Here is a 25,423-nt window from a genome sequence, read left to right as displayed (position 1 = left end):
TGTGCAATGATTACAACAGTGTCAGTTATTTTTAGATTTGCTAATTTTTTACGTTAGTTAACATACTATTTTCAATCAAATAATCATTAACTATTAAGCTGTTACATAAATAACAGCAGGTAATACATTAGCTGCAAACCTGCTGTTGATTATACATGTTTTAGAATTTAAATGAGGCTTTATTATTACTTAAATCCGATAATGCCATCCCTTCCCGGCGAGGATCGGCGGCGCCATACAAACGGTTATTTTTAACTTCTACCGCATGCAGCCCAGAGTTTAAGTCAATCACGCGCACATCATGGCCGCGCTTTTTAAGCTTTGGTACCACCGCTTCAAGTGCAGTGCCTTTTTCTACGCTGGTGTAGTCGTTGCGATTAGTGGTTCGCGGTAAATTAATGGCTTGTTGCGCATTCAAATCCCAATCTAAAACGCCAATAACAACTTGCGCTACATAATCAATAATGCGACTACCACCAGGAGAGCCGACCACTAAACGTAAGCTCCCATCTTGATTAAATACCATCACGGGTGACATTGAGCTGCGCGGACGTTTATGGGCTTCTACTCTGTTAGCTACTAACTTGCCATTTTTACGCGGCGAGAGTGAAAAATCAGTCAGCTGATTGTTTAAAATGAAGCCATTAACCATGACCGTCGAACCAAACGCCATTTCTATAGAGCTGGTCATCGAAACAGCATTGCCTTTGCTATCAACAATCGAGACATGTGACGTAGACGGAAGTTCAAAAGAGTCATCATTTGCGTAGCTTAAGTAATCAACTGGATCACCAGGAAATGCTTTTTGATCTTTTTCAGTGATCAATTTTGCGCGGGTGGCGATATAGTCTTTGTTTAATAACTCCTCGGTAGGGACTTGGGTAAAATCAGGATCGCCAATGTATTTATTTCGATCGGCAAACGCAATGCGCGATGCTTGGCTAAAGTAATGAATAGCCTCTGCGCTATTAGCTTTAATATTGGCCATGTCTTTGTGTTCAAGCAAGCCTAAAATTTGTAGCACTGCAACACCGCCACTACTAGGTGGTGCCATTGAGCACACTTTGTAAACGCGGTATTTAATACATACAGGGGCGCGCTCTTTGCTGGTGTAGTTAGCAAGATCTTGCTCAGATAATTTACCCGGTGCAATTTTTGATTTCTGCACTGCACTTACCATGACTTTTGCATTATCACCTTTATAAAAAGCATCAATCCCTTGTGAGGCAATGTCTTTGTATAAATTAGCAAGCGGCTGATTTTTTTTAATACTGCCTACTTTGATCACTTCACCATTGGGAAAAAAATACTCATTTATGACCGGCATACTCATAACACCAGGGTTTAACTGCCTAACGAGTAAGCCATGTAATCGTGGAGATACTTCAAACCCTTGTTCAGCTAGCGCAATAGCTGGCTTAAATAACGTTGCCCATGGCAAATTACCATATTGTTTATGGGCACTGGCAAACGCATGTAAAATACCTGGTACACCTACAGAGCGACCACCTACAACTGCTTCAATCCATTTAACAGCTTTGCCATGTTCATTTAAAAACAGGTTTTCATCGGCATTACTGGGGGCTGTTTCGCGACCATCAAAACTGGTTAGTTTATTGTTAGCTTTGTTGTAATACATCATAAACGTACCACCACCAATGCCTGATGATTGCGGCTCAACTAATGTAAGCACTAATTGGGTGGCAATAGCCGCATCAACGGCGCTTCCGCCTTGGGCTAAAATGGCCTTACCCGCTTGTGAGGCATAAGGATTTGCAGCTGCAACCATGTATTTATCGCCAGGTACTAACTGCTTTTGTACTACCCCTGTGGCGGCTTCTGGTTCACGGGTTTCAATTTGGCTTGCTTGCTGTGCAAATAAAGGTAAAGACAGTGCACTTAAAGAGAGAGCAAATAAAGAGTTGAGCTTAAAATTCATAATTACTGATTAAACTTAAATTGCATGGAAGATAATTGGCATCTTAAAGTTAAACAGGCACAATATGCAAAAATAAATATAAAAAAATGATCATTAAATGCTTAATTTACCCCTTCAGCCGCGTTATGTTTTACCCCCCTTGTGTTTAATTGTATTAAGTACGCTCTTAGCATGGCTTGGTATGAACAATGAGCTTGAGTTTAATCGCCCATTAATTGAACAAGGCCAACTGTGGCGTTTATTTACGAGTCAATTTGTACATGCTAACTGGGTACACCTAGGTTTAAATTGTGCTGGTATAGCACTTATTTGGTTATTGCATGGTGAATACACTACACCTAAGCAATACAGCTTTAATATTGCACTCCTTGCGCTTTGGTGTGGCTTGGGGGTTTATTGGTTTTGTCCAACAATCATTATTTATACAGGGCTGAGTGCGCTATTGCATGGCGTGATCGTGTGGGGGGCCATAAAAGATGTCACTGTTGGGTTAAAATCAGGTTATATCTTGTTTATTGGCGTATGGATAAAACTTATTCTTGAGCAAGTTAATGGTCCAAGCGCAGAAATTGGTCAACTTATTCAATCAACGGTGGCCGTTGATGCGCATTTAATTGGCGCAATTGGTGGGGTTATATTAGCTGTGCCGCTGGTTGTAAAACACATCAAAAACGATACTAAACACAGTTAAAAAAACGCCACATAAGTGGCGTTTTTATTTTTAGTCGATTAAAGCGTTTCTTTAAACAGTTTATAAATTCGACGGTATTCATCTAACCAGCTCGAAGGCTGAACAAAACCATGCGGTTCTACTGGGAAGATTGCTGTTTCAAAGTTTTCTTTTTCAAGTTCTATTAAACGCTGTACTAAACGCACTGAATCTTGAAAGAACACGTTATCATCAACCATAGGCGCATTTATTAATAAATGCTTTTTAAGCCCTTCTGCATAATAAATAGGTGAACTACGCTCATAGGCAATCGGGTCAACATCAGGGTGATTCAAAATGTTAGCCGTATAACCTGTGTTGTAATGAGCCCAATCAGTCACTGGACGAAGCGCTGCGCCTGATTGAAACAAGTCTGGTGCGGTAAATAACGCCATGAAGGTCATAAACCCACCATAAGAGCCACCGTAAGTCCCTACCGCTTGGGTATTAACATTGGCATTATCCGCCATCCATTTTACGCCATCGGCTAGATCTTGTGTTTCAGGTGTTCCCATTTGGCGATAAATAGCCGTTCGCCAATCACGACCATAGCCTTTAGATGCGCGGTAATCCATATCCATTACTATATAACCTTCATCTGCTAGTAATGAATGGAACATAAATTCACGGAAGTAGCCAGACCACCCCATGTGTGAATTTTGCAAGTACCCTGCACCGTGGTTAAAAATAACTGCTTTGCGGGTTTTGCCTGTTTCACCCTCTTGGTAATCAGCGGGGTAATAGACTTTGGCGTATATGGGCTGATCTGTATGACTTGATGGCACAGCAACAATTTTAGGCGCTGTGAGTTTTTTAGCTAAAAACGCATCAGATACCGTATTGGTTAAACGAGTCGCGGTTGTGTTTGCTTTAGCCTCTGCCACATAAAGTTCAGTCGGCATAGTGATTTTAGAATGTCTAAGTAATAACTTAGATTGATCAGGGCTTAAGGTGTAATCCGTCATACCGTTTAAGTCGGTTACTTGCTCACTAACACCTGTTTGTGGATTAACACGGTATATTTCGTAAAGACCCGGATGCTCAATATTCGCTTTATAGTAAATAGCACTATTGTCATCAGTAAGCGTTAAGTCAGACACTTCAAACTGACCTTGTGTTAAAGCCGTAGCCTTGCCATTTAAAGGCTTTTTATAAAGCTGACTGTACCCCGACTCTTCCGATAAATAATACAGCGTAGTTGAGTCATTTAACCAACCAAAGTCGTTAAACGCATACGCAATCCACGCATCGTCATGTAAACGGTGTTGAGATACGAGTTTATTATTTTCAAAATCAACGGTGGCCAACCAACGATCTTTGTTATCCCATGCTTCAAGCATAATCGCCACTTGGCTGCCATCATCGTTCCAGCTGATAGGCGATTGATCCCATCCCCAGTCTGAAATTACATTAATGCCACGCGGTTGCTTCTTAGACTTATACGTTTTGCCTTCACGGGCATAGTTTTCTTTTTTAACCTCAGCGAGTACATCTTCATCAAAACCAGGCAAGGTATTAAACCCTAAAGTAGTTTGGCTTTGATCTGCAAGGTTAATATAAACAATTTCAGAAGTTTGCTCTTTAGCGTCAGCCACACGACGGCGAACTTTTTTAGGCTCTATAGTCGCATCATCAGTGATGTAGTTAGGCATAATATCGCCTTCACCACGCCATGAACTTTTTTCTTGAACAACCACAATTAACGCGTCGCCATTTGGAGAAAGCTGGGCTTCATCAACCGTGTTGCCATCACCTAAATAGTAATGCGTGTTGGCAATTGAGCTATTTTGGGTTTTAACTTGCTCATTTCGCGCATACTTATCTTGTTTGTTTTTATGCTGCAGTGCAATGTAATCAATCAGCTTATGTTGTTCTTTGGCAATATAAGTTGTTGGCTCTTTTACGCCTTGTGGTTTGTCAGCCAGCTTTAAATTAGCAATTTCACGGGTTAAACCTGTGGTTAAATCTACTTTAAAAAAGATATTACCTTGGCGATACGCTAAATTACCATCGTTTAAAAATTGTGGTTTTGACTCGGTGGCTGAGCTTTGCGTAATTTGCTTAATTACACCTGACTTTACGTTTTTAATAAATATGTTGCCTTCAAACACATAAGCTTGAAGTGATTTATCGTTAGAAAAAACAGCTTTACTTGAGCCTACGCTGTGAAGCTGATTTAAAGCCACTTGCTCTGCTGTTTGAGCGTTTACAGCTTGAGTGAATAAATCTCTTAGCTCACTACCTTGTTGTTTACGCGCGTAAATAACGGTACTTGAGTCAGCACTCCAAAATGCACTTTGCGGTTGGCGTCCAATCCAATCAGGGTGAGCCATCGCTTGTTCAAGCGTAATTTTTGAGACACCCATGTCTGCAGGTGTGTTAACAACACTTGCAACCTTGGTATTTGTTTGAATAGCTGAGTCATTAGAAGTGGTGGCGGTTGCTGTACAGCCCGCTAACATAACACTTGACGCAACAGCCATTGCAACAAGTGTTTTAGAAGATGAAAATTTAAAAATCATAGTGCTTCTTGACGGTTATTATAATTAACCGTATTTAAGCAGAAGCACCTTTATAATTGCAATTATTTAAGATAAACAACGCTGATATCGGGGTGAGTAACCCGTTTATTCAACCGTTAAATCAAGCCATACCATACGGTGGTCACTTGATGCGTTTCTATCTTTGATTAAACGGTACAATTCGCTTTGTTTTTTCGGCCAAAATACGCCACCATCTTTAATGGTTAGTCCATAATTTGAAGGCAGAACGTAATCAACGCGTGCCTGCCAATTAGCAGTGTAATTTTTAGCATAAGCTTGTGGGTATTGCTCTTTAGCGCCCTCACTGGTTGGAATAAAACCGGCATTAATCATCGGACTTTTAAGTAACTGATCTGTTGTATTTGTGCGCTTTTTATCGCCCTCAGGGGCGGCATTTAGGTCACCTAAAATCACAAAGCGTGATTTTGCTGCAAGGCCGCCCTTTTTACCGTTATCGTCATACAGGTAACTTTCGTTATTAACGTAATCAGCAATTAATCTAATTTCATCATGATTACGAATGCCGTTTCTGTCTTCATCACCATCAAACACAGGCGGCGTAGGATGCGAGGCTAACATGTGAACTACTTTATCATTTACTTTTACCGGTATATCCCAAAACGATTTAGAGCTTAAACGTAAAGCATTCCATTCTTCTTCGTTATACCAATTTGTATTAGTTTTTGGGTCTACCGGCATTTTCACATTCGGTAAATCTTTGTGCTTAAACGTTTGCAGGGTTCTGATGTTGTCAAAATCAATGGGGTAACGAGACAAAAACGCCATTGCGTAGTGGCCTTCAAAAAATCCAAAACCTTGCGCATCGCCCATCACACCATTTTTTTTGCCATCGTTGTCTAAATCAAACTCTGTGGCTAAGCCTGTGTTAACTGGTGCAATGTAAACATAAGGATAATCGATAGCCGCTTGATCATTTTGCCCTACATTTAAGTAATGGGTTTTAAAGTATTCTATCCCTTGTGATTTAGGGACGTAGTCAAATTCATTTAAAAGCACCACATCTGGACGAACGCGTTGAATTATTTCAGCAATATTTTTAATTTGCTGGTGGTCAGAGCGCAGCGCGTTAACTAAGGCATCGCTTTTTACTTTTTCATTTTTAGCGGTGTAATTGGTTGCATCCATACTGACATTAAACGTTGCGACCCGTAATGACTCTGCGTGAACATAGCTTGCTGAAACCAGTGACAATAAAAAGCCACCAATAATTTTAATACCGAGATCATGTCTCATTATATGAATCCATCTATAATTAATAATAAAATAACACTGCTAACCACGATCCAAAGAATCACAGCCATTAAAAACGGTTTAATTCCCGCTTGCTTTAGTACCGATAACGATAAACCACTGCCAATTAAAAACAGTGTCATCACTAGTATTTGCTTCGCTGCAATGTTTATCAACTCCCAATAAGATGAAAGCGACGGCACATAGGTATTAATTAATGCGGCTAATAAAAAGCCTACAATAAATAATGGAATACTCGCCTTTTCATCTGAGCGCATAAACACACCCGCAAGCGTAGTGTATGGAATAATCCACATAGCACGAGTAAGCTTCACTGTTGTTGCTATGCTCAGTGCCACTGCACCATAAGTAGCCGATGCACCTACCACGCTACTGGTATCATGAATTGCAAGTGCAGCCCATAATCCAAACTGCTCTTGGGTTAGTTCAAAATAATGCCCAATTGCAGGGAATAATAATAACCCTACACCATTGAGTAAAAATACGATACCCAGCGCCACAGCCACTTCATGATCTTTGGCTTTTATAACCGGTGCCATGGCCGCAATAGCGCTACCACCACAAATAGCGGTTCCAAAGGAAATTAACACGCCTGTGTTACGATTAAGTTTAAACACTTGAGTTAAAATTTCGCCAAGCCCAATTATGGCAGTAATACTGACAATTGTTAACACTAAAGAGCTGCGACCAACCTCAATTACCTGATTAAAATCAACAGCAAACCCCAGCCCCACAACCGCCAACTTTAGCATCCATTTGCTGGCCTTTTGTGATAACTCAGCAAACGGGTTACCCAAGGTAATCGCAAATAACGCCCCCATAACCAAGGCACTACCAGCGCCAATAAATGGAGTGATGCACAAAGCCAGTAATATTATAAATACAGGTTTATGTAATTTAGCGATAATCATAACGTTAAGCGCGAATGAGTTTATTAGTCAGTTTATGGACAACGGGGGCAACAAATATAACCGTTGGAAAGGCAATACAAAAGGCAAATAACCACGCTTTAAGCCAGATAGATACGATGTTATCGACTATACCAACATTAAATAGAGAAATAACTAACGACATAAAACCTGACATGAAAAGTGCCATAAAAAAGGCAAACACAATAGTACGAAACTTTGGATGGATCATTGAAAAGAACCTTTAGAAGGTAAAGCGATATATTGAGGTTAAGTTCAATTTATCGCTTTGTTTTTTAACTTATAATAGCGATTTGCTGGTAGCTAATACACCGGGGTAATCTTGCTCTGGTAAACACATTGCGAGTTCACCAAGGCGTTCACCTAATTGCTGTAAATTATCAGCAGATACATTAATGTGGCCCATTTTACGACCAGGTTTTACACTTTTACCGTACCAATGGCTGGTTACATCTGCTGTTTTTAACACATCAGTAGGGATTTGTGCTTGGCCTAATACATTTATCATAGCAGTCGGTTGCTTAAGTTGCGTACTACCTAAAGGTAAGCCGGCAACAGCGCGCATATGGTTTTCAAATTGCGAGCAATGAGCACCTTGTTGCGTCCAATGGCCTGAGTTATGAACTCGCGGCGCAATTTCATTAACCAGTAATGTACCTTGCACATCAAAAAACTCAATGGCGAGTACACCCACATAATTAAGCTCATTCGCAATTCGGGTAAATGCCGTGATTGCTTGTTGTTCTAGTTGGCTATTATTGTTTTTACCTGCAACCGAAAGCGTTAACACACCCTCGGTGTGCTCGTTTTCAGTTAATGGATAAATAGCAACATGGCCGTGTTTATCGCGCGCACCAATAATAGAGACTTCACGATCAAACGGGATCATTTTTTCTGCAATTATGGTGTGCGGAGCGTGCTCAGTGCCTGATGCAATAAAATCAGCCATTTCAGCCCAAATTTGCTCAATTTGATCGTCTGATTTTAAACGCCATTGGCCTTTACCATCGTAACCCGCTTGGCATGTTTTAATGACTAATGGCTTACCAAGTGTTTGAACCGCGAGTTCAAGATGCGCTTTTTCTGTAATTAATTGATATGGCGCGCATGCAACAGCGGTTTTATCTAGGAGCGCTTTTTCAAGCGCACGGTCGCCACCGGTTTTAATGGCTTGTTTGCCCGGATAAAACTTATTGCTATTACAACACTGTGTAAGTACATCATCTGGAATATGTTCAAACTCGGCCGTAATAGCATCAGCGTTTTCTATCGCCTGTTCGAGCGATGTTGGGTACACTTCGTTTGTAAGCGGATGTACAATCTTTTTGCTGCCTACATCATAAGCAACCACATTTAAATTAAGCGGTGCACCGGCTAAGCTCATCATTCGTGCTAGCTGCCCTGCCCCTAAAATTAAAATATTCATGATCACTCTGCAGGATTTGGGTTAGCTAAAACAGTCTCAGTTTGTTCTTTACGGAACGCTTCGATTTTTGCGAAGATTTCTGGATTTTGACATCCTAAAATTTGTGCCGCTAATAAACCTGCGTTTGCAGCACCGGGTTCACCAATAGCAAGAGTACCTACCGCAACACCTTTTGGCATTTGGCAAATAGATAACAGAGAGTCTACACCGTTTAGCGCTTTAGATTTAACGGGTACGCCTAAAACTGGCAGAGATGTAAACGCTGCCGCCATTCCCGGTAAGTGCGCCGCGCCACCTGCGCCTGCAATAATAACTTTAATACCGCGTTCTGCGGCTGAACTTGCGTAATCGGCAAGTAATTGAGGAGTGCGGTGGGCAGAAACCACTTTAGTTTCATACTCAATGCCAAATTTTTCTAGCATAAGGGCGGCGTGTTCCATGGTTGGCCAATCTGATTTAGAACCCATAATAATGCCAACAGTCATAAATACTCCTCAGTAATGTATTTTAAAAATAGCGGACTTATGTCCGGTTTTATGGCGGGTATTATATACTTAAATGCTGCACTAATGCGACCAGCAGGCAATAAAAAAGCCATGTTAAACATGGCTTTTTTTAAACAGCGAAACAATCAGCAATTAAGCTTCTTTACTCGCTAAATATTCTGAGTAGTTACCTCTAAAGTCGATAACTTTACCGTCTTTAATTTCCCAAATACGGGTGGCAACTGATGATACAAACTGACGGTCGTGTGACACAAACATCAAGGTACCTTCATACGCTTCAAGTGCTAAGTTAAGCGCTTCAATTGATTCCATATCCATGTGGTTGGTTGGCTCATCCATTAATAAGATATTTGGTTTATGCATCATGATTTTACCAAACAGCATACGACCTTGCTCACCACCAGATATTACTTTTACTGATTTTTTTATATCGTTTTGTGAAAACAACATACGACCCAAGAAGCTACGCACTACTTGCTCATCGTCGCCCTCTTGTTGCCATTGCTCCATCCACTCAAACAAATTCATGTCTTTTTCAAACTCATCGGCATGATCTTGTGCATAGTAGCCAATGTTTGCATTTTCAGACCATTTAAACTCACCGCTTTTAGGCGCTAAACGTCCTGCTAAAGTGTTTAATAATGTTGTTTTACCCACACCATTTTCACCAATAATAGCAATGCGTTCACCTACTTCAACTAGGCCTTCTAATCCTGAGAATAAAGTTTCTTCAAAGCCTTGCGATAAGCTGGTCATTTCAAGCGCGTTACGGAATAACTGCTTTTCTTGTTCAAAACGAATAAAAGGTGTTTGACGTGACGACGCTTTTACTTCGTCTAATTGAATTTTATCAATTCGTTTTGCACGTGAAGTGGCTTGCTTTGCCTTTGATGCGTTGGCAGAAAAGCGCGATACAAATTGTTGAAGCTCTGCTATTTGGCTTTTCTTTTTGGCGTTTTCACTTAATAAACGTTCGCGTGCTTGAGTAGCTGCAAACATGTATTCATCGTAGTTACCCGGGTAAATACGTAGTTCACCGTAGTCAATATCGGCCATGTGCGTACATACCGAATTTAAAAAGTGACGGTCATGCGAGATGATGATCATGGTACAGTCACGTTGATTCAATACATCTTCAAGCCACTTAATTGTATAAATGTCCAAGTTATTGGTAGGCTCATCGAGCAGCATGATATCAGGGTCTGAAAACAACACTTGAGCTAGAAGCACACGAAGTTTAAAACCTGGTGCAATTTCTGACATAGGTCCGTAGTGCTGCTCTGTAGCAATACCCACACCTAATAGTAACTCACCCGCTTTAGATTCAGCCGAGTAACCGTCCATTTCAGCAAATTCAGTTTCAAGATCGGCTACTTTCATGCCGTCTTCTTCACTCATTTCAGGTAGGCTATATATACGGTCACGTTCTTGTTTGATATCCCACAATTCTTTATGACCCATAATCACGGTATCAATAACAGAATATTCTTCGTAGGCGAATTGATCTTGGTTTAGTTTAGCAACGCGCTCATTTGGATCAGTACTTACGTTACCCGAAGATGGTTCTAATTCACCACTAAGGATTTTCATAAAGGTCGACTTACCACAACCATTAGCACCAATTAAACCATAACGGTTTGATTCGCCAAATTTAGCTGAGATATTTTCAAATAACGGTTTAGCACCAAATTGCATGGTGATGTTAGCTGTACTAATAATAGCGCTACCCTCCAAGGGAGACTGAAGTATTTAAATTGCGCGCAGTTTAAACCAAATCACCGTTTTTTTCTATGAAAGTTTATAGCACCAAACTCAAAGTAAACGGTGGCTGTTTATTAACTATAAAAGCAATTAAATAGCCAAAGTACTGGGCGAGTAAATGTGCTAAAAAGGTGAGTAAAACTCAGTATTGTACTGTTGATGCAGTAAAAAAATGTTTAATAAAAAAACAACTAGCATAAAACCCTTTATAAATTATTTAATCGCGTTTACAGGCGACTTGGTCGCATTTTACTTTTATTAACAATTAATACGGCTATATTAACGTTTTTTATAGTATTAGAGTTTTAGCTCTACCCATGCCGACAGTCGCAACTATGAAAAAAATTCAACACTCCCTCTCCTGCATTTAAGTCTAATGTCTTATTCCAAAATTAAATGGCAGTTTATACGGCTACAAAATAAAAACAGCATTAACTTAAAATGAACAAGCTGCGTGTTTTGTGCTAATTATCATTGATAATTTTTCACTTTTGAGCCTTTTATTGCTTTGCTAGTCTGCACGACTTCGAATTTAGTAATTATAAAAACGTCTTTAATTTAGGCAAGGCACACACAATGAAAAGAAAATTAGTATCGCTAGCAATTGCGGGTATTTTAGCTGCTCCAAGTGTTTCAGCAGTAGAAGTGTTTAAGGATGAAAAAAATACAGTCGCAGTAGGCGGATATATTGATGCGCGAGTGATAAATACTCAAGGTCAAAACGAAATCGTCAATGGTGCCTCACGAATTAATTTTGATTTTAAACGCCAACTAAAAAACGGCTGGGAAGCAATGGCTTTAGTTGAATGGGGTGTCAACCCTGTTGGCAGTAGCGATATTGTATACAACAACCGTTTTGAATCTATTCAAGATGAGTTTTTATATAATCGTTTAGGTTATGCAGGACTTAAACACGATAAATACGGCCAAATTACGATTGGTAAACAATGGGGTGCGTGGTTTGATGTTGTGTATGCTACAAACTACAGCTATGTATGGGATGGTAACGCTGCCGGTGTTTACACTTACAACAAAGACGATGGTGCAGTAAATGGTACTGGTCGTGGTGATAAAACACTGCAATACCGTAATAGCTACAACGACTTTGACTTTAGTGTTCAAACTCAGTTAAAAAACAGCGCTTTTTATACTTGTGATGTAAGTAATATTACAGAATCACAATGCCAAGCAAATTTTGAGTCTGGAGATGCTGCTGCACAACAAGTTGAATTTAACTATACGTTTGGCGGTGCAGTAACCTATAACGTGACTGATAAGCTAAAACTGACCGCGGGTATTAACCGCGGCGAGTTTGAATTAACGTATGGCGACGGAACAACCCGCTCTGTTGACGATTTAATTTATGGTGCAGGTGTTATTTGGGGCAATATTGATGCGCCAGGCTTGTATGTAGCCGCTAATATCAACAAAAACGAAAACCACGATACAGATAACATAGGTCGTTTAATTAAAGATGCGATTGGTATTGAAACATTTGTATCGTATCGCTTTGATAACGATTTTAGACCATTCATTGCCTATAACTTATTTGATGCAGGTGATGACTACGTAATTCAACCAAACTTTAATGCCGATCCTAACGATGTATTTAAGCGTCAGTTTGCAGTTATTGGTGTGCATTACTTAATTGACCAAGACACACAACTTTATGTAGAAGCACGTAAAGACTTTGGTGATTTTGAAAGTAATAATAAACAGCAGCAAGCGCTAATGGAGCAATCGGAAGATGACGGTATTGCTTTTGGTTTTAGATACGTTCTTTAATATCAGTTGAGCTTTCAAGCTTAAAATCACAAAGCTAAACTTAAAGCCCTGCAAAATAGCAGGGCTTTTTTTCGATTTGTTTAGTTGAAGCTTGAGCTATTTTTTCTTAAATGCTTTTTTTAACGCACGCGTCCCCTCTGTTGGCCCTAGAATAAGCCATAAAAAAGCAACCCCTCCTGGGACTAAAACTGCTTTTAATATTGGCCCTAGCAAATAAGAATAAAAATAAATTAGTGGAATAAAAAGTACATAACCAATAACACGTTTGATAAACTTCATGTAACATCCTTATAAAAATGAGCGTGCTCATAATATTAATTGAGCGCGCTCAATTAATCAAATAATGATTTAGCCCTTTTATTTAACAAACAAGTAAAGCATTGAAATATAATGAGTAAAAAAGAAAAGACACGCGATAAAATTTTAGCTTCAGCATGGGAATTATTTTTGCTGCAAGGTTACGATCACACATCAACAAGAGAAATAGCGGTTGCAGCCAATGTTGCTGTAGGTACAGTGTTTAGTCATTTTGAAAATAAAATTGATTTATTGATGGCCGGTATGCAACAACAAATAGCCGTTATTATTAACCAAGCAAAGCAGTTAGATACGCAGCACTCCCCTCGCTTAAAGTTACGTCATTACGCTCATCCGCTTTATTCTTTTTATTGTGAAAATAGTGAATTTAGTAAGCTATTAATTAGCGACATCATTTGGAGAACGTCTTTTTTTAAAGCGCAGATGGATGAATTTAAACAACTGCTTTTTAGTGAACAACCGAAGTTTGATGAAACAAAAGCAAGCGTAATGATGGACTGTTATTTTATGACCTTAATCGATGGGTTAAACGATCCCTTACCAAATGCTGAAAATATGCTTAGACATTTAAGTAATAAAATAGCGCTTTTGTAATTAAGTCCTAAACGTATAGATCGGTGCTGATATAAATAAAGCACCGCCCACCTTTTTTGTTATTTAAATTCTTTATTTAACGATCCAGATAGCCAAACTCAATAAGCGTTATAAACCCACCACTCCACTTATGAGTAAATCGATAATTTATATTACGCCATTGCTAAGATTACATTTAAACACAGTTAAGTATGATGTGTTCTTTCATGTGCTACCTTACATCCACCAGCCATTTACACCATAAAATAATTTATAGCAAAACGGCTTAACTGTACATATATACAGTTAAGCCGTTTTGCTAGTACTACTCTTAATTAAAGTTTAACAATATTATTAATTAATAAATTCATCATAGGCCATTAAAGCCCCCGTAATACTCAATGCTGGATTATCATTATGCTTTGCATCAGGGTTTACTTTACTGCCCCACACTAACCAGTTACTAGTATGGCTTACTAAACTTTGCTCCAAGTTATTATACGCCTCAAGCATTAATTTATGCTCAGCCCCGCCAACAGTAAAATATAATAAGGCGGGTCTATAGTAGCTCTGTGTTTTAACTTGTAAAAAGGTATTAAGATGATTTACTACGGTCATATCGTCATACCAAGCCGCAGGGCTAAATGCAAAGTAACCATTAAATAGCGATGGTTTGGTATGCAGCGTATATAAAGTAAAACTGCCCCCTGCCGAAAATCCCGTTAATATACGGTTTTCAGTTAACCTGTAGTTAGCCTCTAAATAAGTAAGTAGCTCTTGCTCTATAAAAGCTAAAAACAAATCAGCTTTACCAAAAATTTCTGGCGAAGTTTCATGTTTAGGTCGAGGATTTGTATTTACGTCCTTCCTTGCATAAGGTGGTACAAGATCACGATTTCGGGTATCAGTAAAAAACTGATTAGGTATAGCAACTAAAATAGCCTCATTTAATATACTTTCAGGATTTAATGCTTTTAGCGCTTTATCCCAATTAGCTAAATTAAAATTACCATCTGTTTTTATAATAAGTGGATACGCTTTATTTTTATCAAAATCATCGGGGAACCTTATAAATACCTTACGAGACTCATTAAGCACCTTTGAATCTAGGGTTACATCAACAAAATCTGATACATCATTTTTGTAATAACTAAACCCAATTGTTGTAACCCCAAATACACTAACAGCAAGCAACACATTTAAAATAATCGCTTTTTTTATTCTCATGCGTCACCCATTTTAGTTAATTGCTTATGCCAAATACCATTGTTTAATTGCTCGTTTAACACAAACCCAAGCTTAGTCAGTAAATTATAACTACGAACGTTATGTCCGTGAATTTCTGCATATAATTGCTCTATCTTTAATACTCTCGGTATCTGGCTCATAAAACCGCGCAGCACTTCTTGCATTAAACCTTGCTGCCAATAAAAAGGATCGAGTTCGAAGCCCAAATAAGCACTTTTGGTTTGGCTATTTATGTTATATAGACCACAGGTACCAATTAGGTCGCCAGATATATTATGTTCAATCGCAAGCCGAACACCTTCACCTTGGTAATAACTCGAGATATCATCTTGAATTAACTGCTTAATATGCTGTTTATTTAGCGGGGTTTTATAATCGTTAAACTCATAAACGAGTGGATTATTTAAAATTGTTAATAGCGCTGCGCCGTGTTTGTGGGTAATTAAACGTAAGGTAACGCGGGGTAATTTTATAGTTTTAAACATGCCTACGCCAAATAAAGTAAACGCGCTTTAAATAGCACTTTATAGAGCGTCATTATTAACTTACCATACCGTATTCACAAGCATTAATTGAGATAAACTATGAGTGACAATTTTAAAGTAATACAACCAACTACTACTGTTTACTGCCCAAAACGTGGTGAAGGTTGGACCCTTACCGGCATTACTAATATTAACGAGTTTACGTCGGTTATGTTTGATGGTGTACGTTACACCTTACCAGCGAGAGAAATTGTAGAGCAGTTATTACCTAATCAATTAGCGCGTGAACAGCAAGATAAATAAGGTACTTATAATAGAAAAAAGGCTGCAGTTATTTGTAGCCTTAAAGATTTTCATTATTAACGTTTTAAAACATAAATACCGAGTGGGGAGTCTAGACGGAGGTTATGCTCATCAACATGTAACACTTCCCATTTTCTAACTACTTCTCCCGAAGTTACATGTAATATTTTGCCTTCCCTCGTGTGAGGGTATTATCTATTCCCATGTTTTTTCATTATTTGTAGAATACCTGAATTATCAATTTTAAAAAAATTACCATCATCAATTTTTATTGTATCTATATCTGATGCAATAATTTCAATTAACTTCCATTTAAACTGAATATCATTCTCTTTCGAATAAAGTAAAGGTGAATAGATCAGCGTAATTAAAATAGCGAGACATAATATAATTTTATGCATTTTTATATCCATATAGATTGTGTGTTAATGTAGTATTTGTAGATGTAACGGTGACGATTTGTAAATTCATATAATGAGCCATAACTAGTAAAACTATAACGAGTCAACATTAAAGATTTAATTAACCACGATAATTAAATAAGTCTTACTTGGCCTTTTAAAACGCGTCATCTTCACTGTATACATTTACATTAAGTTCGTCGTTATCTTCAAATACAACAAACGAAATCGGCTTACAACACACTTGGCAGTCTTCTATGTATTGCTCATCAAGGTCGGCTACATCAATTAATACATCCATTGACTCACCACAGTAAGGACAACTAATTGACTTTTCGGTTAACTGGTTCATGGTTTCCCCTTTCAAATTCACATAAGGTTATAATTTCACTTTAGTAAACAACCTTATATATGACAATGCTCGTAGAGTGACTTAATAATTCAAATTTAAACAGCGTTAGCTAAAATATTGTTTAACTTAATTAAATCAACTAAGCCATGTTGGTTCTGATTTAAAAAATAATCGCATTGCCAACGCTGAGTAACTTTAGCAGAGTTACTAAATGCGCCAATCCCTTTTAATGCCCTACTTTCGCTCCAAGGCGGAAATACTCTAAAAGCCGTTTTACCTTTATAGTTTCTACCTGTGACGATGCCTTTTTTAACTAACAATTCAATCGGAAATAAAAAGAAACCTTTTTGTATATTTGCTACTTGGTTATTAATAGTGGTTAATCCATCACTTGAAACAGCTACTAATAAATAGTCAAACTCATTGGCAAATGGAATTGGTTTAAAATTACTCAAATCCGCTGGGCGTTTCCATAGTGCTAAAAAAGCGCCAGGTCTGTCGGGTGTAACTTTAGCTTTTCTGTAAATTATACGTTTTTGTTTTAAAGTAAATGCATAGCCATGGTATTGGGCATTTTGATTATGAGGTATCAACTCATCAGCGTTTGGTAGTTTATACCCTGAGGGAGCAAAGTTGTTTTGTAAAATGATTAATAATTCATCATGCAAATGATCATTCGTCATTAAACTTTTCATATCTCGCATCCGTTTTATATAAAGTGAGTTCAAACCCTTAAGCAACTTTGTAATGAAAGAGTTTTTAAAGTTAGTGGGTCTTACTATACAAGTATTTATACATAACTAAAGGTGAACATTTTTATGAAACACACATTAGCGCTAGTATTGACCTCTATGGGGATTTTGTTTAGCTCATTAACATACGCTAAAACCGAACAAGCTATTTTAGCCGGTGGCTGTTTTTGGTGTATGGAAAGTGACTTTGAAAAACTCGAAGGTGTAACCGATGTGATCTCAGGGTTTACTGGTGGTGAACTTAAAAATCCAACCTACAATGGTAATCACCAAGGCCACTACGAAGCTGTGCTGGTTACCTACAACACTAATGTATTAAGCTATCAAGATATTTTAAACCATTACTGGGTGAATATTGATCCTTTTGACGCAAAAGGTCAGTTTTGTGATAAAGGCCCAAGCTACCGTAGTGCGATTTTTGTTGCTAATGAGCAACAGCGACAATTAGCTAAGCAATCTAAACAAGCGGTAGTTAACGAATTTCCTGAGCAAACGGTAGTAACCCCTATTCTCGATGCTAAAACCTTTTACCCGATAAAAGGCGATGAAAGTTATCACCAAGATTATTACAAAAATAATCCTATTCGTTATAACACCTATCGCTGGCGTTGTGGCCGTGATAGTCGCCTAGAAGACATTTGGGGCGATAGAGTTACCCACTGAGTTTAAAAAACCAAAAGGCTGCAAAAAATGCAGCCTTTCTAATATTTAAGCAAAGTAATAGCAGACTAATTATTTATTCTATGCTCAAAGCTGCAAGCCCACTTAAACAATTCATTTTTTAAGACGGTTAAATAGGCTTCCTATCATGACGATTTCTTTTTTATAGGAAACACCTTAAACCAAAATGCCATTTCAAAAACAAAGCCCGCAATAATAAAAATAAATAAGCCAGTAGTGCTACCATAAGAATAACAGGCAATAGCAGCAATAATTAATGCAGCTAAAATCAACCATTTTATAAACACATTCATCTTTAATACCTTCGGTTCTGTTGATTTATCGTGGCAAATTCCATTTAGGTAATCAGATCCTATGCATCATGATTATTCACCAAAAAAGTGTGTCTAGCGTAATTACTCGTTTATTGTTTGTCTATTAAAACGTATCGTAAAATATTACGCATTGTTTCTACTGAGTTTTTATTTTAAAAAACGCGTTATTTGCAGAATCTTTAATTACTAATACCTCAAGTAAGTACACCTTCGCTCAAAATAATTTATTAAATATTCTAATACAAAGGTAAATTTCTTGTTGCCACAAAAGGGACTAATGAGTACTTTAATTAAATAATTAGTTTTATAACTTTAACTAATTATTAAGTACTAAATACAATTTCATGTCTTAAATTAATACAGGAGATTTACCTTGCTTGATATCATAGCGCTTTTTATAAAAGTAAATCATTACAAAACATTTAATGAAGCGTCAGTAAAGTTAAATATTCCTTTACCCACTTTACAAAGAAAAATAAAAAAACTTGAAGAAGACTTATCGTTAGCGTTGTTTTATCGTGAAAAAGGAAGTTTGCGATTAACAGAACCTGGAAAGAGTTTTTATAGCCACTGCCTAGCCCATGTAGAAGGTTTACAAACTACGCTGTGCAATTTTAAGAATTTCAGTGAAAATAAAGTGAGTAAAATTAAACTAATAGCGCCGCAAAACTTTACAAAGAGTGTGTACTTCTCAGGCGTTATAAATCAATTCACATTACTTTATCCAAATATTAAAATTCATATGATGCTATCGGATGAACGCCTTGATTTAAAAGCTACCGAGTTTGATTTAGCCATTAGAATTGGAAAACTAGATAGCTCTCAAAATATATGTAAAGTTATTAACCAAATGAGTTTTGTTTTAGCTTGTTCATCGAGTTTAATTGAGCAATATGGCATACCAAGTAATTTTGACGATTTAGCTAAACTACCCCACATATCGTGCTCGCCATTCGAAAACTGGTCCTTTAAAACAAATAAAAATGAACAGGTAATTTTTAAACCTCAACCTAACTTTATTTCTAACGATATAGAAATGTGTGCCTTAGCTGCTATTGAAGGAAGAGGTGTATATTATGGCCCTAAATATTGTTTATTACCGCATATAAAAGACGAAAGCTTGGTTGAAGTATTAACGCAATTCAAACCCATAAAGCGAGATGTAAACCTGATATGGCCTGATAAATTAATTCCAAAAAGCACACGCTATTTAATTGATTTTTTAGAGCACTCTCTCAAAGGAATCAAAATGTAGCTACCGCAGCATTAATAATTTAATTAATTTTTGTAATGCTTAAGCAACTAATATTTTTGAAAAATCAACTTTCATATAACACTCTATAAAAATAAAGCGAGTTCTTTAGAATCAAAATCGGTCCAAAATTAGATTATTTAATTAGGACCTCATTTAAATATAATTTTAAAGGATGTAACTTAATGAAAAAAATATTACCCCTATTGCTGTTGTCGCATACAAGTTTTGTAAGTGCTAATACAACTGCAATTTATCCAGATCAACTTAAAAACGAAAGCTTAGGTGCTGGAGTTTGCTCAGCTGATAATAGACTAATTACAAAGGCTGAAGCGCAAACCTACAGAAATGAACTTACTAACAAAATGGGTAAGTGGCAAATAACGGGATTAGCTAATGGCTGGGTTATTATGGGTTCTGGCTACGCAGGTGAAATAAAACAAGGGACTGCTGTAAATTCTTGGTGCTACCCTAACGATCCTATTAATGAGATCCCTACATTAAGTCCCGTAAAAGTATCGCCAGGCAGTCAAAGCCAAATTGAATGGGACTTAGTGAATCAAAAAGAGGGGTTTATAAAACCCCTTTCATACCTTGCCCATACAATGGGATTTGCGTGGGTTGGTGGAAATCGCTCTAGCTATGTGGGTGATGACATGGAGGTAACCAAAACGGGCTCAGGGTGGAAAATACAAGGTTACAATGGTGGCAGTTGTGATGGTTATCGATGTGATGAAAAGTCAGCTATTACCGTATCTAACTTTCAATATGTGATGGATAACGAGTCATATAAAATAACAGGTGATATTGTTGCTGCCGACAAAGAACTAATAAAAACGTTAACAGTCCCTGCAGTGAATGACACGTCAGCAGCTCAAATGTCAGTGGTTACAATTGAATACGATGCGGCAACCAACTGGTCTAAAACCAATGATTACAGTATTTCTGAGTCTGTTACATTATCTAATACATGGAAGTCTCCCTCTGTTACTGGCGGATCAGACACTTCGTTATCAGTCACAATCGCAGCGGAGCAAGCATGGGGAACAAGTAATGGCGGCTCAGAAGCTGAGCGAGTAGTTGTACAGGCAAGAACCAATGTACCAGCATACACACAGCTTAATGCAAAGGTCGATTTGTTTAAATCATCAATATCGTATCCTTATGCATTCGATGCTGATATTACCTATGATCTATCTATAAATGGCTTTATGCGATGGGGAGGCAATGCTTTATTAACCCACCCAGAAAACAGACCTAACGACACTGCTAATTTTGTAATTGGCCGTTGGGCAGGTCAAGATAAAAGCATTGAGTATCAATGGGAACACCGCTATATACCAGGTGAGAATAAAAAATGGGATTGGCCTTGGATGATACAACAAACAAGCTTATCAACAATGCAATACTATTTAAGCCATGTTTTAAGACCTAAAAAAACAACCCTAACAGGCCACTTTTATGCACAAAGCCAATTTGCGGGCAGTGTTTACTTTGGTGACGAAACCCCAATTGTCACTAACCAAAGAAGTAAGCGAAGTGTTTCATCTAGTGAGTACTCTAGTGCAGAAAAGTTAAAAAAAGAGTTTGAAGATGCGGGTTTTAAAAATGTCGTTGTTAATATTGAAATGATTGATTTATAAACACCTGTGGGCTCTCATAATGAGAGCCCTATTTCATAAATTTAAACAAAAATATTATTACTACTCACCTACTTTACTATTCCCTTTATTAAAATACATATACAGCTGAACCAACCTCGCCTTTAGTTTATTGAGAAATTATGCTTTGATGCATTAATAAAACTATTAATCGCATTAGTCTATTAAACATACACCAGCACAAAGTGATTATAAAAATAATAAGAGAACACAATGACAAAAAATACAAACAACAGCGTAGTAATTTTAAGTGCTGTACGCACAGCAATTGGTAGCTTTGGTGGCAGCCTCAAAGATTTTAGCCCAGCTGAGCTTGGCACTTTGTGCGCTAAAGAAGCCCTAAATCGGTCTCAGCTTACCCCTGACCAAGTTGGTTCATGTGTGGTAGGCAAAGTTATTCATAACGGCCCTAAAGACGCATACCTTTCAAGAGTCATTGGTCTCGATGCTGGGTTGCCTATAAGCAGCCACGCTGTAACGCTTAATCGCTTATGTGGCTCTGGCCTTGAAGCCATTATACAAGCGGCACAACAAATTCAATTAGGTGATGTAGATGCAGCCCTTGCTGGTGGAGCAGAAAGCATGAGTAGCTCTGCCTATACCCTCGAAAGTAACCGCTGGGGGCAAAAAATGGGCAATAGCACTATGGTCGATGAGCTCACCACTACCTTACAAGACCCATGGGATAATAACCCGATGGGAATAACTGCTGAAAACATCGCAGAAAAATATTCAATTAGCCGTCAGCAGCAAGACGAGTACGCAGCAAAAAGCCATCATAAAGCCGCAAAAGCGATTGCTGCAGGTCATTTTAAACAGCAGATTGTGCCTATCGAGATTAAATCACGTAAAGGCACGAACGTTTTTGACACCGACGAACACGTTCGCGCCGATACCACAGCCGATAAACTTGCCACTTTAAAGCCCTACTTTAAAAAAGATGGCACCGTTACCGCAGCAAGCTCATCCGGTATAAACGATGGTGCAGCCATGTTGGTACTTATGTCAGAGCAAAAAGCCAATGAGCAAGGCTTAAAACCGCTCTCTCGTTTAGTGGGTTATGCTAGAGCAGGCGTTGATCCTACTTTAATGGGTATCGGCCCTATTCCTGCAGTACAACAGGTATTTGAAAAAACCGGCTTAACCATTGACGATATGGATGTAATTGAGTCTAACGAGGCCTTTGCAGTACAAGCTCTGTGCGTTGCAAACGAGTTAAATTTCCCTGCGCATAAGGTGAACCCGAATGGCGGTGCCATTGCATTAGGCCACCCTGTTGGCGCAACGGGCGCCATACTAACCACCAAATGCTTGTATGAACTCAAACGAATTCAAGGTAAATATGGGTTAGTCACAATGTGTATTGGCGGCGGGCAAGGTATTGCAGCCATTTTTGAAGCGCTTTAGTTTTAAATTTGTAACAGACGCTTTGCTTTTAGAGAAAAAACAGGGAGCGAAGCGCTGCTACACCTTATTGCTTAACAACAAAAAGCTTGCTTCAAACGTTGGCAAAACTCTCGTCTACAAAACGTGTTTTAAAGTTAACTTTCTTACGCCTACTAAAACACCACCAAATGAGATTAAAAATAATATTGGTAAAAACAGTAATGTTTCGGTGTTTTCTATATTTATAGCTGGGCTGCCAATAACTGCCAGCGTATTAATTAACAGCAGTATCAAACTTGATTGCAAATAGCCCTTGTAACCAATAGCCCCAGCAAATAAAAGCATAATAAATGATCCTGATATTGCAGGCGTAAAAGGTGCGGCGGCGAGTAACATACAAACAAACGAAAATATGACAGCACATCCAATTATTACTTTAGACATAACAACCTCCATGATAAATGGCTTTAATCCACCAGCTATTTATAACTGTATTACTAAAAATCGTATTCCACTTAACAAGTATCAACTAATTTTTAGTTTATTAATAACCCCAATATAAAAACTACCTATTCCCAAACTGCCGTTCACAAGGCTCGCCATCTTTATCCCCGTCCATTTTGGTATTGGGGCAATGTTGAATAAAAAATAATGCCTCTGCATAAGAGGTCATTTGGCTACAATGTTGGCGGCCATCACAACGAAATGTTGGTGGTGTTTTAGTAATTGAGTTTGAACTAGCGGGCATAAATGACTCTAAGTTAGCATTAGTCACGACTGCTGTTTGCTTGGTATTTAAAAAACCGGTTTTATACACACTAAAACCAATACTAAAAATAATGGCAAGCGTTATAAGTTTCATTAACGGTGAGTTCTTACCTGAGGTTTTGCTTATTCTAACCGGCCTTGATGAAGTTTTTATGTGTGGTTGTGCGAGTACGCCCTCAATACGGCAATTTACAGCTTTACTTTTACCGTTAGGCTCAGTCGCTACCTCAAAGTAAATAATGTCGCCCACTTTAGGTTTACGGCTCATATGTTTGAGCGACGATATGTGTAAAAAGGTATCGTGTTGCAGTGTGGTTGATTTAATAAAGCCAAAGCCTTTCTCGTCATTCCACGATTTTAATATTCCTTTGTCCATCCTTGAGTCGCCTACTTTATTATTTTTAATTTTACAGATAATATTTTTATATTCTGTAAAGAAAAACACAAATAACCTTTGTGTATGTTACTTATTTCAAAAAACAACGCTAAACAATCTATGCATACACAGCCACCACCATTAACCCCATTTTTTTATTTAATTATTAGTCACTTGTAAGCGCAAAGACTCGTAATGCTGATCCTGTACCACCGCGAATTTTAAGTGGCGGCACAATGGCAATAAACTCATAGACTTTTTCTTTTGCTAGCTCCTCAAGGAACAAGTTTTCTATTATATAAATGCCGTTATCTGCTAATAACATCATATGTACCGGAAAAACCTGAAATGAAGGATCTGTAGCAATGGGGGGGCGCTTTTCAAATGTTAGGGTGTCATTGCCTACAACACTTGCGCCAGCCTTAATTAAAAATTGTGTACCACTTAAACCAACACCTGCGGCATTATCAGCAATGTATAGCTGTGGGTTATCACTGAAATATTGCCCCCATCCAGTTCTAATAAAAACGGTATCACCCTTTTTAATTTTTACCCCTTGTGATTTTGCTGTCATTTTTAAATGTGAAGCCGTTACATCAAAACCCGCTCCCAATGGGGTTTCGTCACCATTAATAAAGCGTGCCACATCAAGCAATACAGTTCGGTTACTCAATAAGCTAACAGGGTAATGATCAATAGCCAGCTCAGCCCCTACACCGCTGCGCCCTATTCCTTCGCGATCATTAGTCGCTTGCGCAGCATTTACTCCACCATACAATAAACCGTCTCGACCAATATGACCTAACGCATCAATAGTAGGACCTCCATGATGACCACTCCATTGCATTATTTCTGATGCGAATGAGAGTTGTCCGTTATCACCAAATGTACCCCGTGTATCGGCATGAGTTGCATTAAGTGTCATTGAGTATTTTGGGTTAACAGATGCTATGGGAGAGCTTTCATCCCAAACATGGGAGAGATCATAGGTTTTAGCGTGACTGACAAGAGTAATAAATTTTTCATTCTGCTCAGATTTACTTAACTCTTTGCTATTGGTTGCTAAACTCGAACAACTAATTAGCAAACACATAAACGACATCAACATTATCTGTTTCATAGTATTTCCTTATTTCTGACTGAGTAACGCTTAATCCTGTAAAAAAATAGCGACTAAAACTAAGCCGCTATATGCATTCAAACAATAAATACTGATCTATATTGTTTTCTATTTTGAGCGATGATTACTAATGCCCTGTTTCATAACTCATACGAGACGTATTTGTCGTTTCATACGTTCCATCTTTATATAAAATTAAAGCAGATGCACTATAGCTTCTGTAAGCTCTTACATTCATATTGCACGATGTACCACCTGTGCAAGATGCATCGCCTTGCCAAATTACTTTGTTAATAGGTTTTGAAATGTTCTGTAAATAGTACTTCCCTGTTGTTTCATTACCAAAACTAAAATCTATGGTAAAGCAGTTTGCTCTTCCGTTCATTGAGTTTCCACCAGAGCCATTTGGATATACATCGCAAACTAGATCAGTTGCAAAAGCAGAGTTAGCTGTAAGCGCAGTACCACAAATAAATAGTGTTTTTAGTATGTTTTTCATTTTTAATCCTTAAATTTGATTGTTATTCGCTCAATCGAGCATTTAAAAATTAGCATATGAAATT

26 protein-coding genes are annotated in these 25,423 nt (G+C 38.1%); 8 read left to right on the top strand and 18 right to left on the bottom strand.

Annotation, left to right across the window (positions count from 1 at the left end; all coding sequences use genetic code 11):
* Positions 1–160: 160 nt before the first annotated feature.
* Positions 161–1,939, bottom strand: a complete 1,779-nt coding sequence (gene ggt, locus BM380_RS01955) for a gamma-glutamyltransferase (RefSeq protein ID WP_090492591.1) — start codon at positions 1,937–1,939, stop codon at positions 161–163.
* Positions 1,940–2,036: 97 nt separating this feature from the next.
* On the opposite strand from ggt, the gene rrtA reads away from it, so the two are divergent.
* Complete coding sequence (gene rrtA / locus BM380_RS01950) at positions 2,037–2,630, top strand: rhombosortase (protein WP_090492589.1); 594 nt, start codon at positions 2,037–2,039, stop codon at positions 2,628–2,630.
* A gap of 38 nt (positions 2,631–2,668) precedes the next feature.
* Here rrtA and BM380_RS01945 read toward each other — a convergent pair whose 3' ends face one another.
* From BM380_RS01945 to BM380_RS01915, 7 genes are all read right to left on the bottom strand, one after another.
* Positions 2,669–5,170, bottom strand: coding sequence for a S9 family peptidase (locus BM380_RS01945; RefSeq protein WP_090492587.1), 2,502 nt, complete (start codon positions 5,168–5,170; stop codon positions 2,669–2,671).
* Positions 5,171–5,275: 105 nt separating this feature from the next.
* Positions 5,276–6,445, bottom strand: a complete 1,170-nt coding sequence (locus tag BM380_RS01940) for an endonuclease/exonuclease/phosphatase family protein (RefSeq protein ID WP_033103442.1) — start codon at positions 6,443–6,445, stop codon at positions 5,276–5,278.
* Entirely contained in the window at positions 6,445–7,374 is a 930-nt protein-coding gene (locus tag BM380_RS01935; protein ID WP_058154615.1) for a YeiH family protein, read from the bottom strand. The genes BM380_RS01940 and BM380_RS01935 overlap by 1 nt, the downstream gene beginning before the upstream one ends.
* A gap of 4 nt (positions 7,375–7,378) precedes the next feature.
* Entirely contained in the window at positions 7,379–7,603 is a 225-nt protein-coding gene (locus tag BM380_RS01930) for a DUF2798 domain-containing protein (RefSeq protein ID WP_090492585.1), read from the bottom strand.
* 69 nt (positions 7,604–7,672) lie between these two features.
* On the bottom strand, positions 7,673–8,818 hold the full coding sequence (locus tag BM380_RS01925) for a 5-(carboxyamino)imidazole ribonucleotide synthase (RefSeq protein ID WP_028835234.1): 1,146 nt from the start codon (positions 8,816–8,818) through the stop codon (positions 7,673–7,675).
* A 2-nt stretch (positions 8,819–8,820) separates the two neighbouring features.
* Positions 8,821–9,303, bottom strand: coding sequence for a 5-(carboxyamino)imidazole ribonucleotide mutase (purE, locus tag BM380_RS01920; protein WP_013464946.1), 483 nt, complete (start codon positions 9,301–9,303; stop codon positions 8,821–8,823).
* A 153-nt stretch (positions 9,304–9,456) separates the two neighbouring features.
* On the bottom strand, positions 9,457–11,043 hold the full coding sequence (locus BM380_RS01915; RefSeq protein ID WP_076916071.1) for an ABC-F family ATPase: 1,587 nt from the start codon (positions 11,041–11,043) through the stop codon (positions 9,457–9,459).
* Between the two features lie 618 nt (positions 11,044–11,661).
* Between BM380_RS01915 and BM380_RS01910 the strand changes: the two genes are divergently transcribed.
* On the top strand, positions 11,662–12,870 hold the full coding sequence (locus BM380_RS01910; protein ID WP_028835233.1) for a porin: 1,209 nt from the start codon (positions 11,662–11,664) through the stop codon (positions 12,868–12,870).
* A gap of 96 nt (positions 12,871–12,966) precedes the next feature.
* Here BM380_RS01910 and BM380_RS01905 read toward each other — a convergent pair whose 3' ends face one another.
* Complete coding sequence (locus BM380_RS01905; RefSeq protein WP_024602491.1) at positions 12,967–13,149, bottom strand: hypothetical protein; 183 nt, start codon at positions 13,147–13,149, stop codon at positions 12,967–12,969.
* Between the two features lie 111 nt (positions 13,150–13,260).
* On the opposite strand from BM380_RS01905, the gene BM380_RS01900 reads away from it, so the two are divergent.
* Positions 13,261–13,782 (top strand): TetR/AcrR family transcriptional regulator, encoded by a 522-nt coding sequence (locus tag BM380_RS01900; protein ID WP_090492583.1) that lies wholly within the window; start codon positions 13,261–13,263, stop codon positions 13,780–13,782.
* A gap of 333 nt (positions 13,783–14,115) precedes the next feature.
* Here the strand turns inward: BM380_RS01900 and BM380_RS01895 are convergent, their stop codons facing one another.
* Positions 14,116–14,988 carry an alpha/beta hydrolase gene (locus tag BM380_RS01895; RefSeq protein ID WP_036956496.1) on the bottom strand — a complete coding sequence of 291 codons (873 nt, stop codon included), beginning with the start codon at positions 14,986–14,988 and terminating at the stop codon, positions 14,116–14,118.
* Positions 14,985–15,494, bottom strand: coding sequence for a GNAT family N-acetyltransferase (locus BM380_RS01890; RefSeq protein ID WP_090492581.1), 510 nt, complete (start codon positions 15,492–15,494; stop codon positions 14,985–14,987). Before BM380_RS01890 ends, BM380_RS01895 begins: the two co-directional genes overlap by 4 nt.
* A 99-nt stretch (positions 15,495–15,593) precedes the next feature.
* Here BM380_RS01890 and BM380_RS01885 point away from each other — a divergent pair, with 99 nt between their 5' ends.
* Positions 15,594–15,797, top strand: coding sequence for a hypothetical protein (locus tag BM380_RS01885; protein ID WP_036982727.1), 204 nt, complete (start codon positions 15,594–15,596; stop codon positions 15,795–15,797).
* 558 nt (positions 15,798–16,355) lie between these two features.
* Here the strand turns inward: BM380_RS01885 and BM380_RS01875 are convergent.
* Both BM380_RS01875 and BM380_RS01870 read right to left on the bottom strand, forming a co-directional pair.
* Positions 16,356–16,550 (bottom strand): CPXCG motif-containing cysteine-rich protein, encoded by a 195-nt coding sequence (locus tag BM380_RS01875; RefSeq protein WP_090492578.1) that lies wholly within the window; start codon positions 16,548–16,550, stop codon positions 16,356–16,358.
* A 95-nt stretch (positions 16,551–16,645) separates the two neighbouring features.
* Positions 16,646–17,245 carry a MepB family protein gene (locus BM380_RS01870; RefSeq protein ID WP_090492576.1) on the bottom strand — a complete coding sequence of 200 codons (600 nt, stop codon included), beginning with the start codon at positions 17,243–17,245 and terminating at the stop codon, positions 16,646–16,648.
* A gap of 123 nt (positions 17,246–17,368) precedes the next feature.
* Between BM380_RS01870 and msrA the strand changes: the two genes are divergently transcribed.
* Positions 17,369–17,965: a peptide-methionine (S)-S-oxide reductase MsrA gene (msrA, locus tag BM380_RS01865; RefSeq protein WP_090492574.1), complete on the top strand. Its 597-nt coding sequence runs from the start codon at positions 17,369–17,371 to the stop codon at positions 17,963–17,965.
* Positions 17,966–18,108: 143 nt separating this feature from the next.
* Here msrA and BM380_RS18300 read toward each other — a convergent pair whose 3' ends face one another.
* The gene (locus BM380_RS18300) at positions 18,109–18,276 is read right to left on the bottom strand and encodes a hypothetical protein (RefSeq protein ID WP_167380509.1); all 168 of its coding nucleotides are present in this window, start codon (positions 18,274–18,276) and stop codon (positions 18,109–18,111) included.
* Between the two features lie 394 nt (positions 18,277–18,670).
* Here BM380_RS18300 and BM380_RS01860 point away from each other — a divergent pair, with 394 nt between their 5' ends.
* From BM380_RS01860 to BM380_RS01850, 3 genes are all read left to right on the top strand, one after another.
* Positions 18,671–19,552 (top strand): LysR substrate-binding domain-containing protein, encoded by an 882-nt coding sequence (locus tag BM380_RS01860; RefSeq protein WP_090492572.1) that lies wholly within the window; start codon positions 18,671–18,673, stop codon positions 19,550–19,552.
* Positions 19,553–19,734: 182 nt separating this feature from the next.
* Complete coding sequence (locus BM380_RS01855) at positions 19,735–21,192, top strand: aerolysin family beta-barrel pore-forming toxin (protein WP_064663960.1); 1,458 nt, start codon at positions 19,735–19,737, stop codon at positions 21,190–21,192.
* Positions 21,193–21,423: 231 nt separating this feature from the next.
* Positions 21,424–22,617: an acetyl-CoA C-acyltransferase family protein gene (locus tag BM380_RS01850; protein WP_090492570.1), complete on the top strand. Its 1,194-nt coding sequence runs from the start codon at positions 21,424–21,426 to the stop codon at positions 22,615–22,617.
* Positions 22,618–22,731: 114 nt separating this feature from the next.
* Here BM380_RS01850 and BM380_RS01845 read toward each other — a convergent pair whose 3' ends face one another.
* From BM380_RS01845 to BM380_RS01830, 4 genes are all read right to left on the bottom strand, one after another.
* The gene (locus tag BM380_RS01845; protein WP_090493047.1) at positions 22,732–23,040 is read right to left on the bottom strand and encodes a DUF6419 family natural product biosynthesis protein; all 309 of its coding nucleotides are present in this window, start codon (positions 23,038–23,040) and stop codon (positions 22,732–22,734) included.
* A 121-nt stretch (positions 23,041–23,161) separates the two neighbouring features.
* Positions 23,162–23,740, bottom strand: a complete 579-nt coding sequence (locus tag BM380_RS01840; protein WP_090493045.1) for a cold shock domain-containing protein — start codon at positions 23,738–23,740, stop codon at positions 23,162–23,164.
* 166 nt (positions 23,741–23,906) lie between these two features.
* Complete coding sequence (locus BM380_RS01835; protein ID WP_090492568.1) at positions 23,907–24,860, bottom strand: cyclase family protein; 954 nt, start codon at positions 24,858–24,860, stop codon at positions 23,907–23,909.
* Positions 24,861–24,987: 127 nt separating this feature from the next.
* Positions 24,988–25,359 (bottom strand): hypothetical protein, encoded by a 372-nt coding sequence (locus BM380_RS01830; RefSeq protein WP_090492567.1) that lies wholly within the window; start codon positions 25,357–25,359, stop codon positions 24,988–24,990.
* Between the last annotated feature and the right edge of the window lie 64 nt (positions 25,360–25,423).

The sequence above is a fragment of the Pseudoalteromonas sp. DSM 26666 genome, assembly GCF_900116475.1.
Classification (GTDB): domain Bacteria; phylum Pseudomonadota; class Gammaproteobacteria; order Enterobacterales; family Alteromonadaceae; genus Pseudoalteromonas; species Pseudoalteromonas tetraodonis.
The sequence above is the reverse complement of the archived record's forward strand: the minus strand, read 5'-3'. Positions and strand labels throughout refer to the sequence as shown.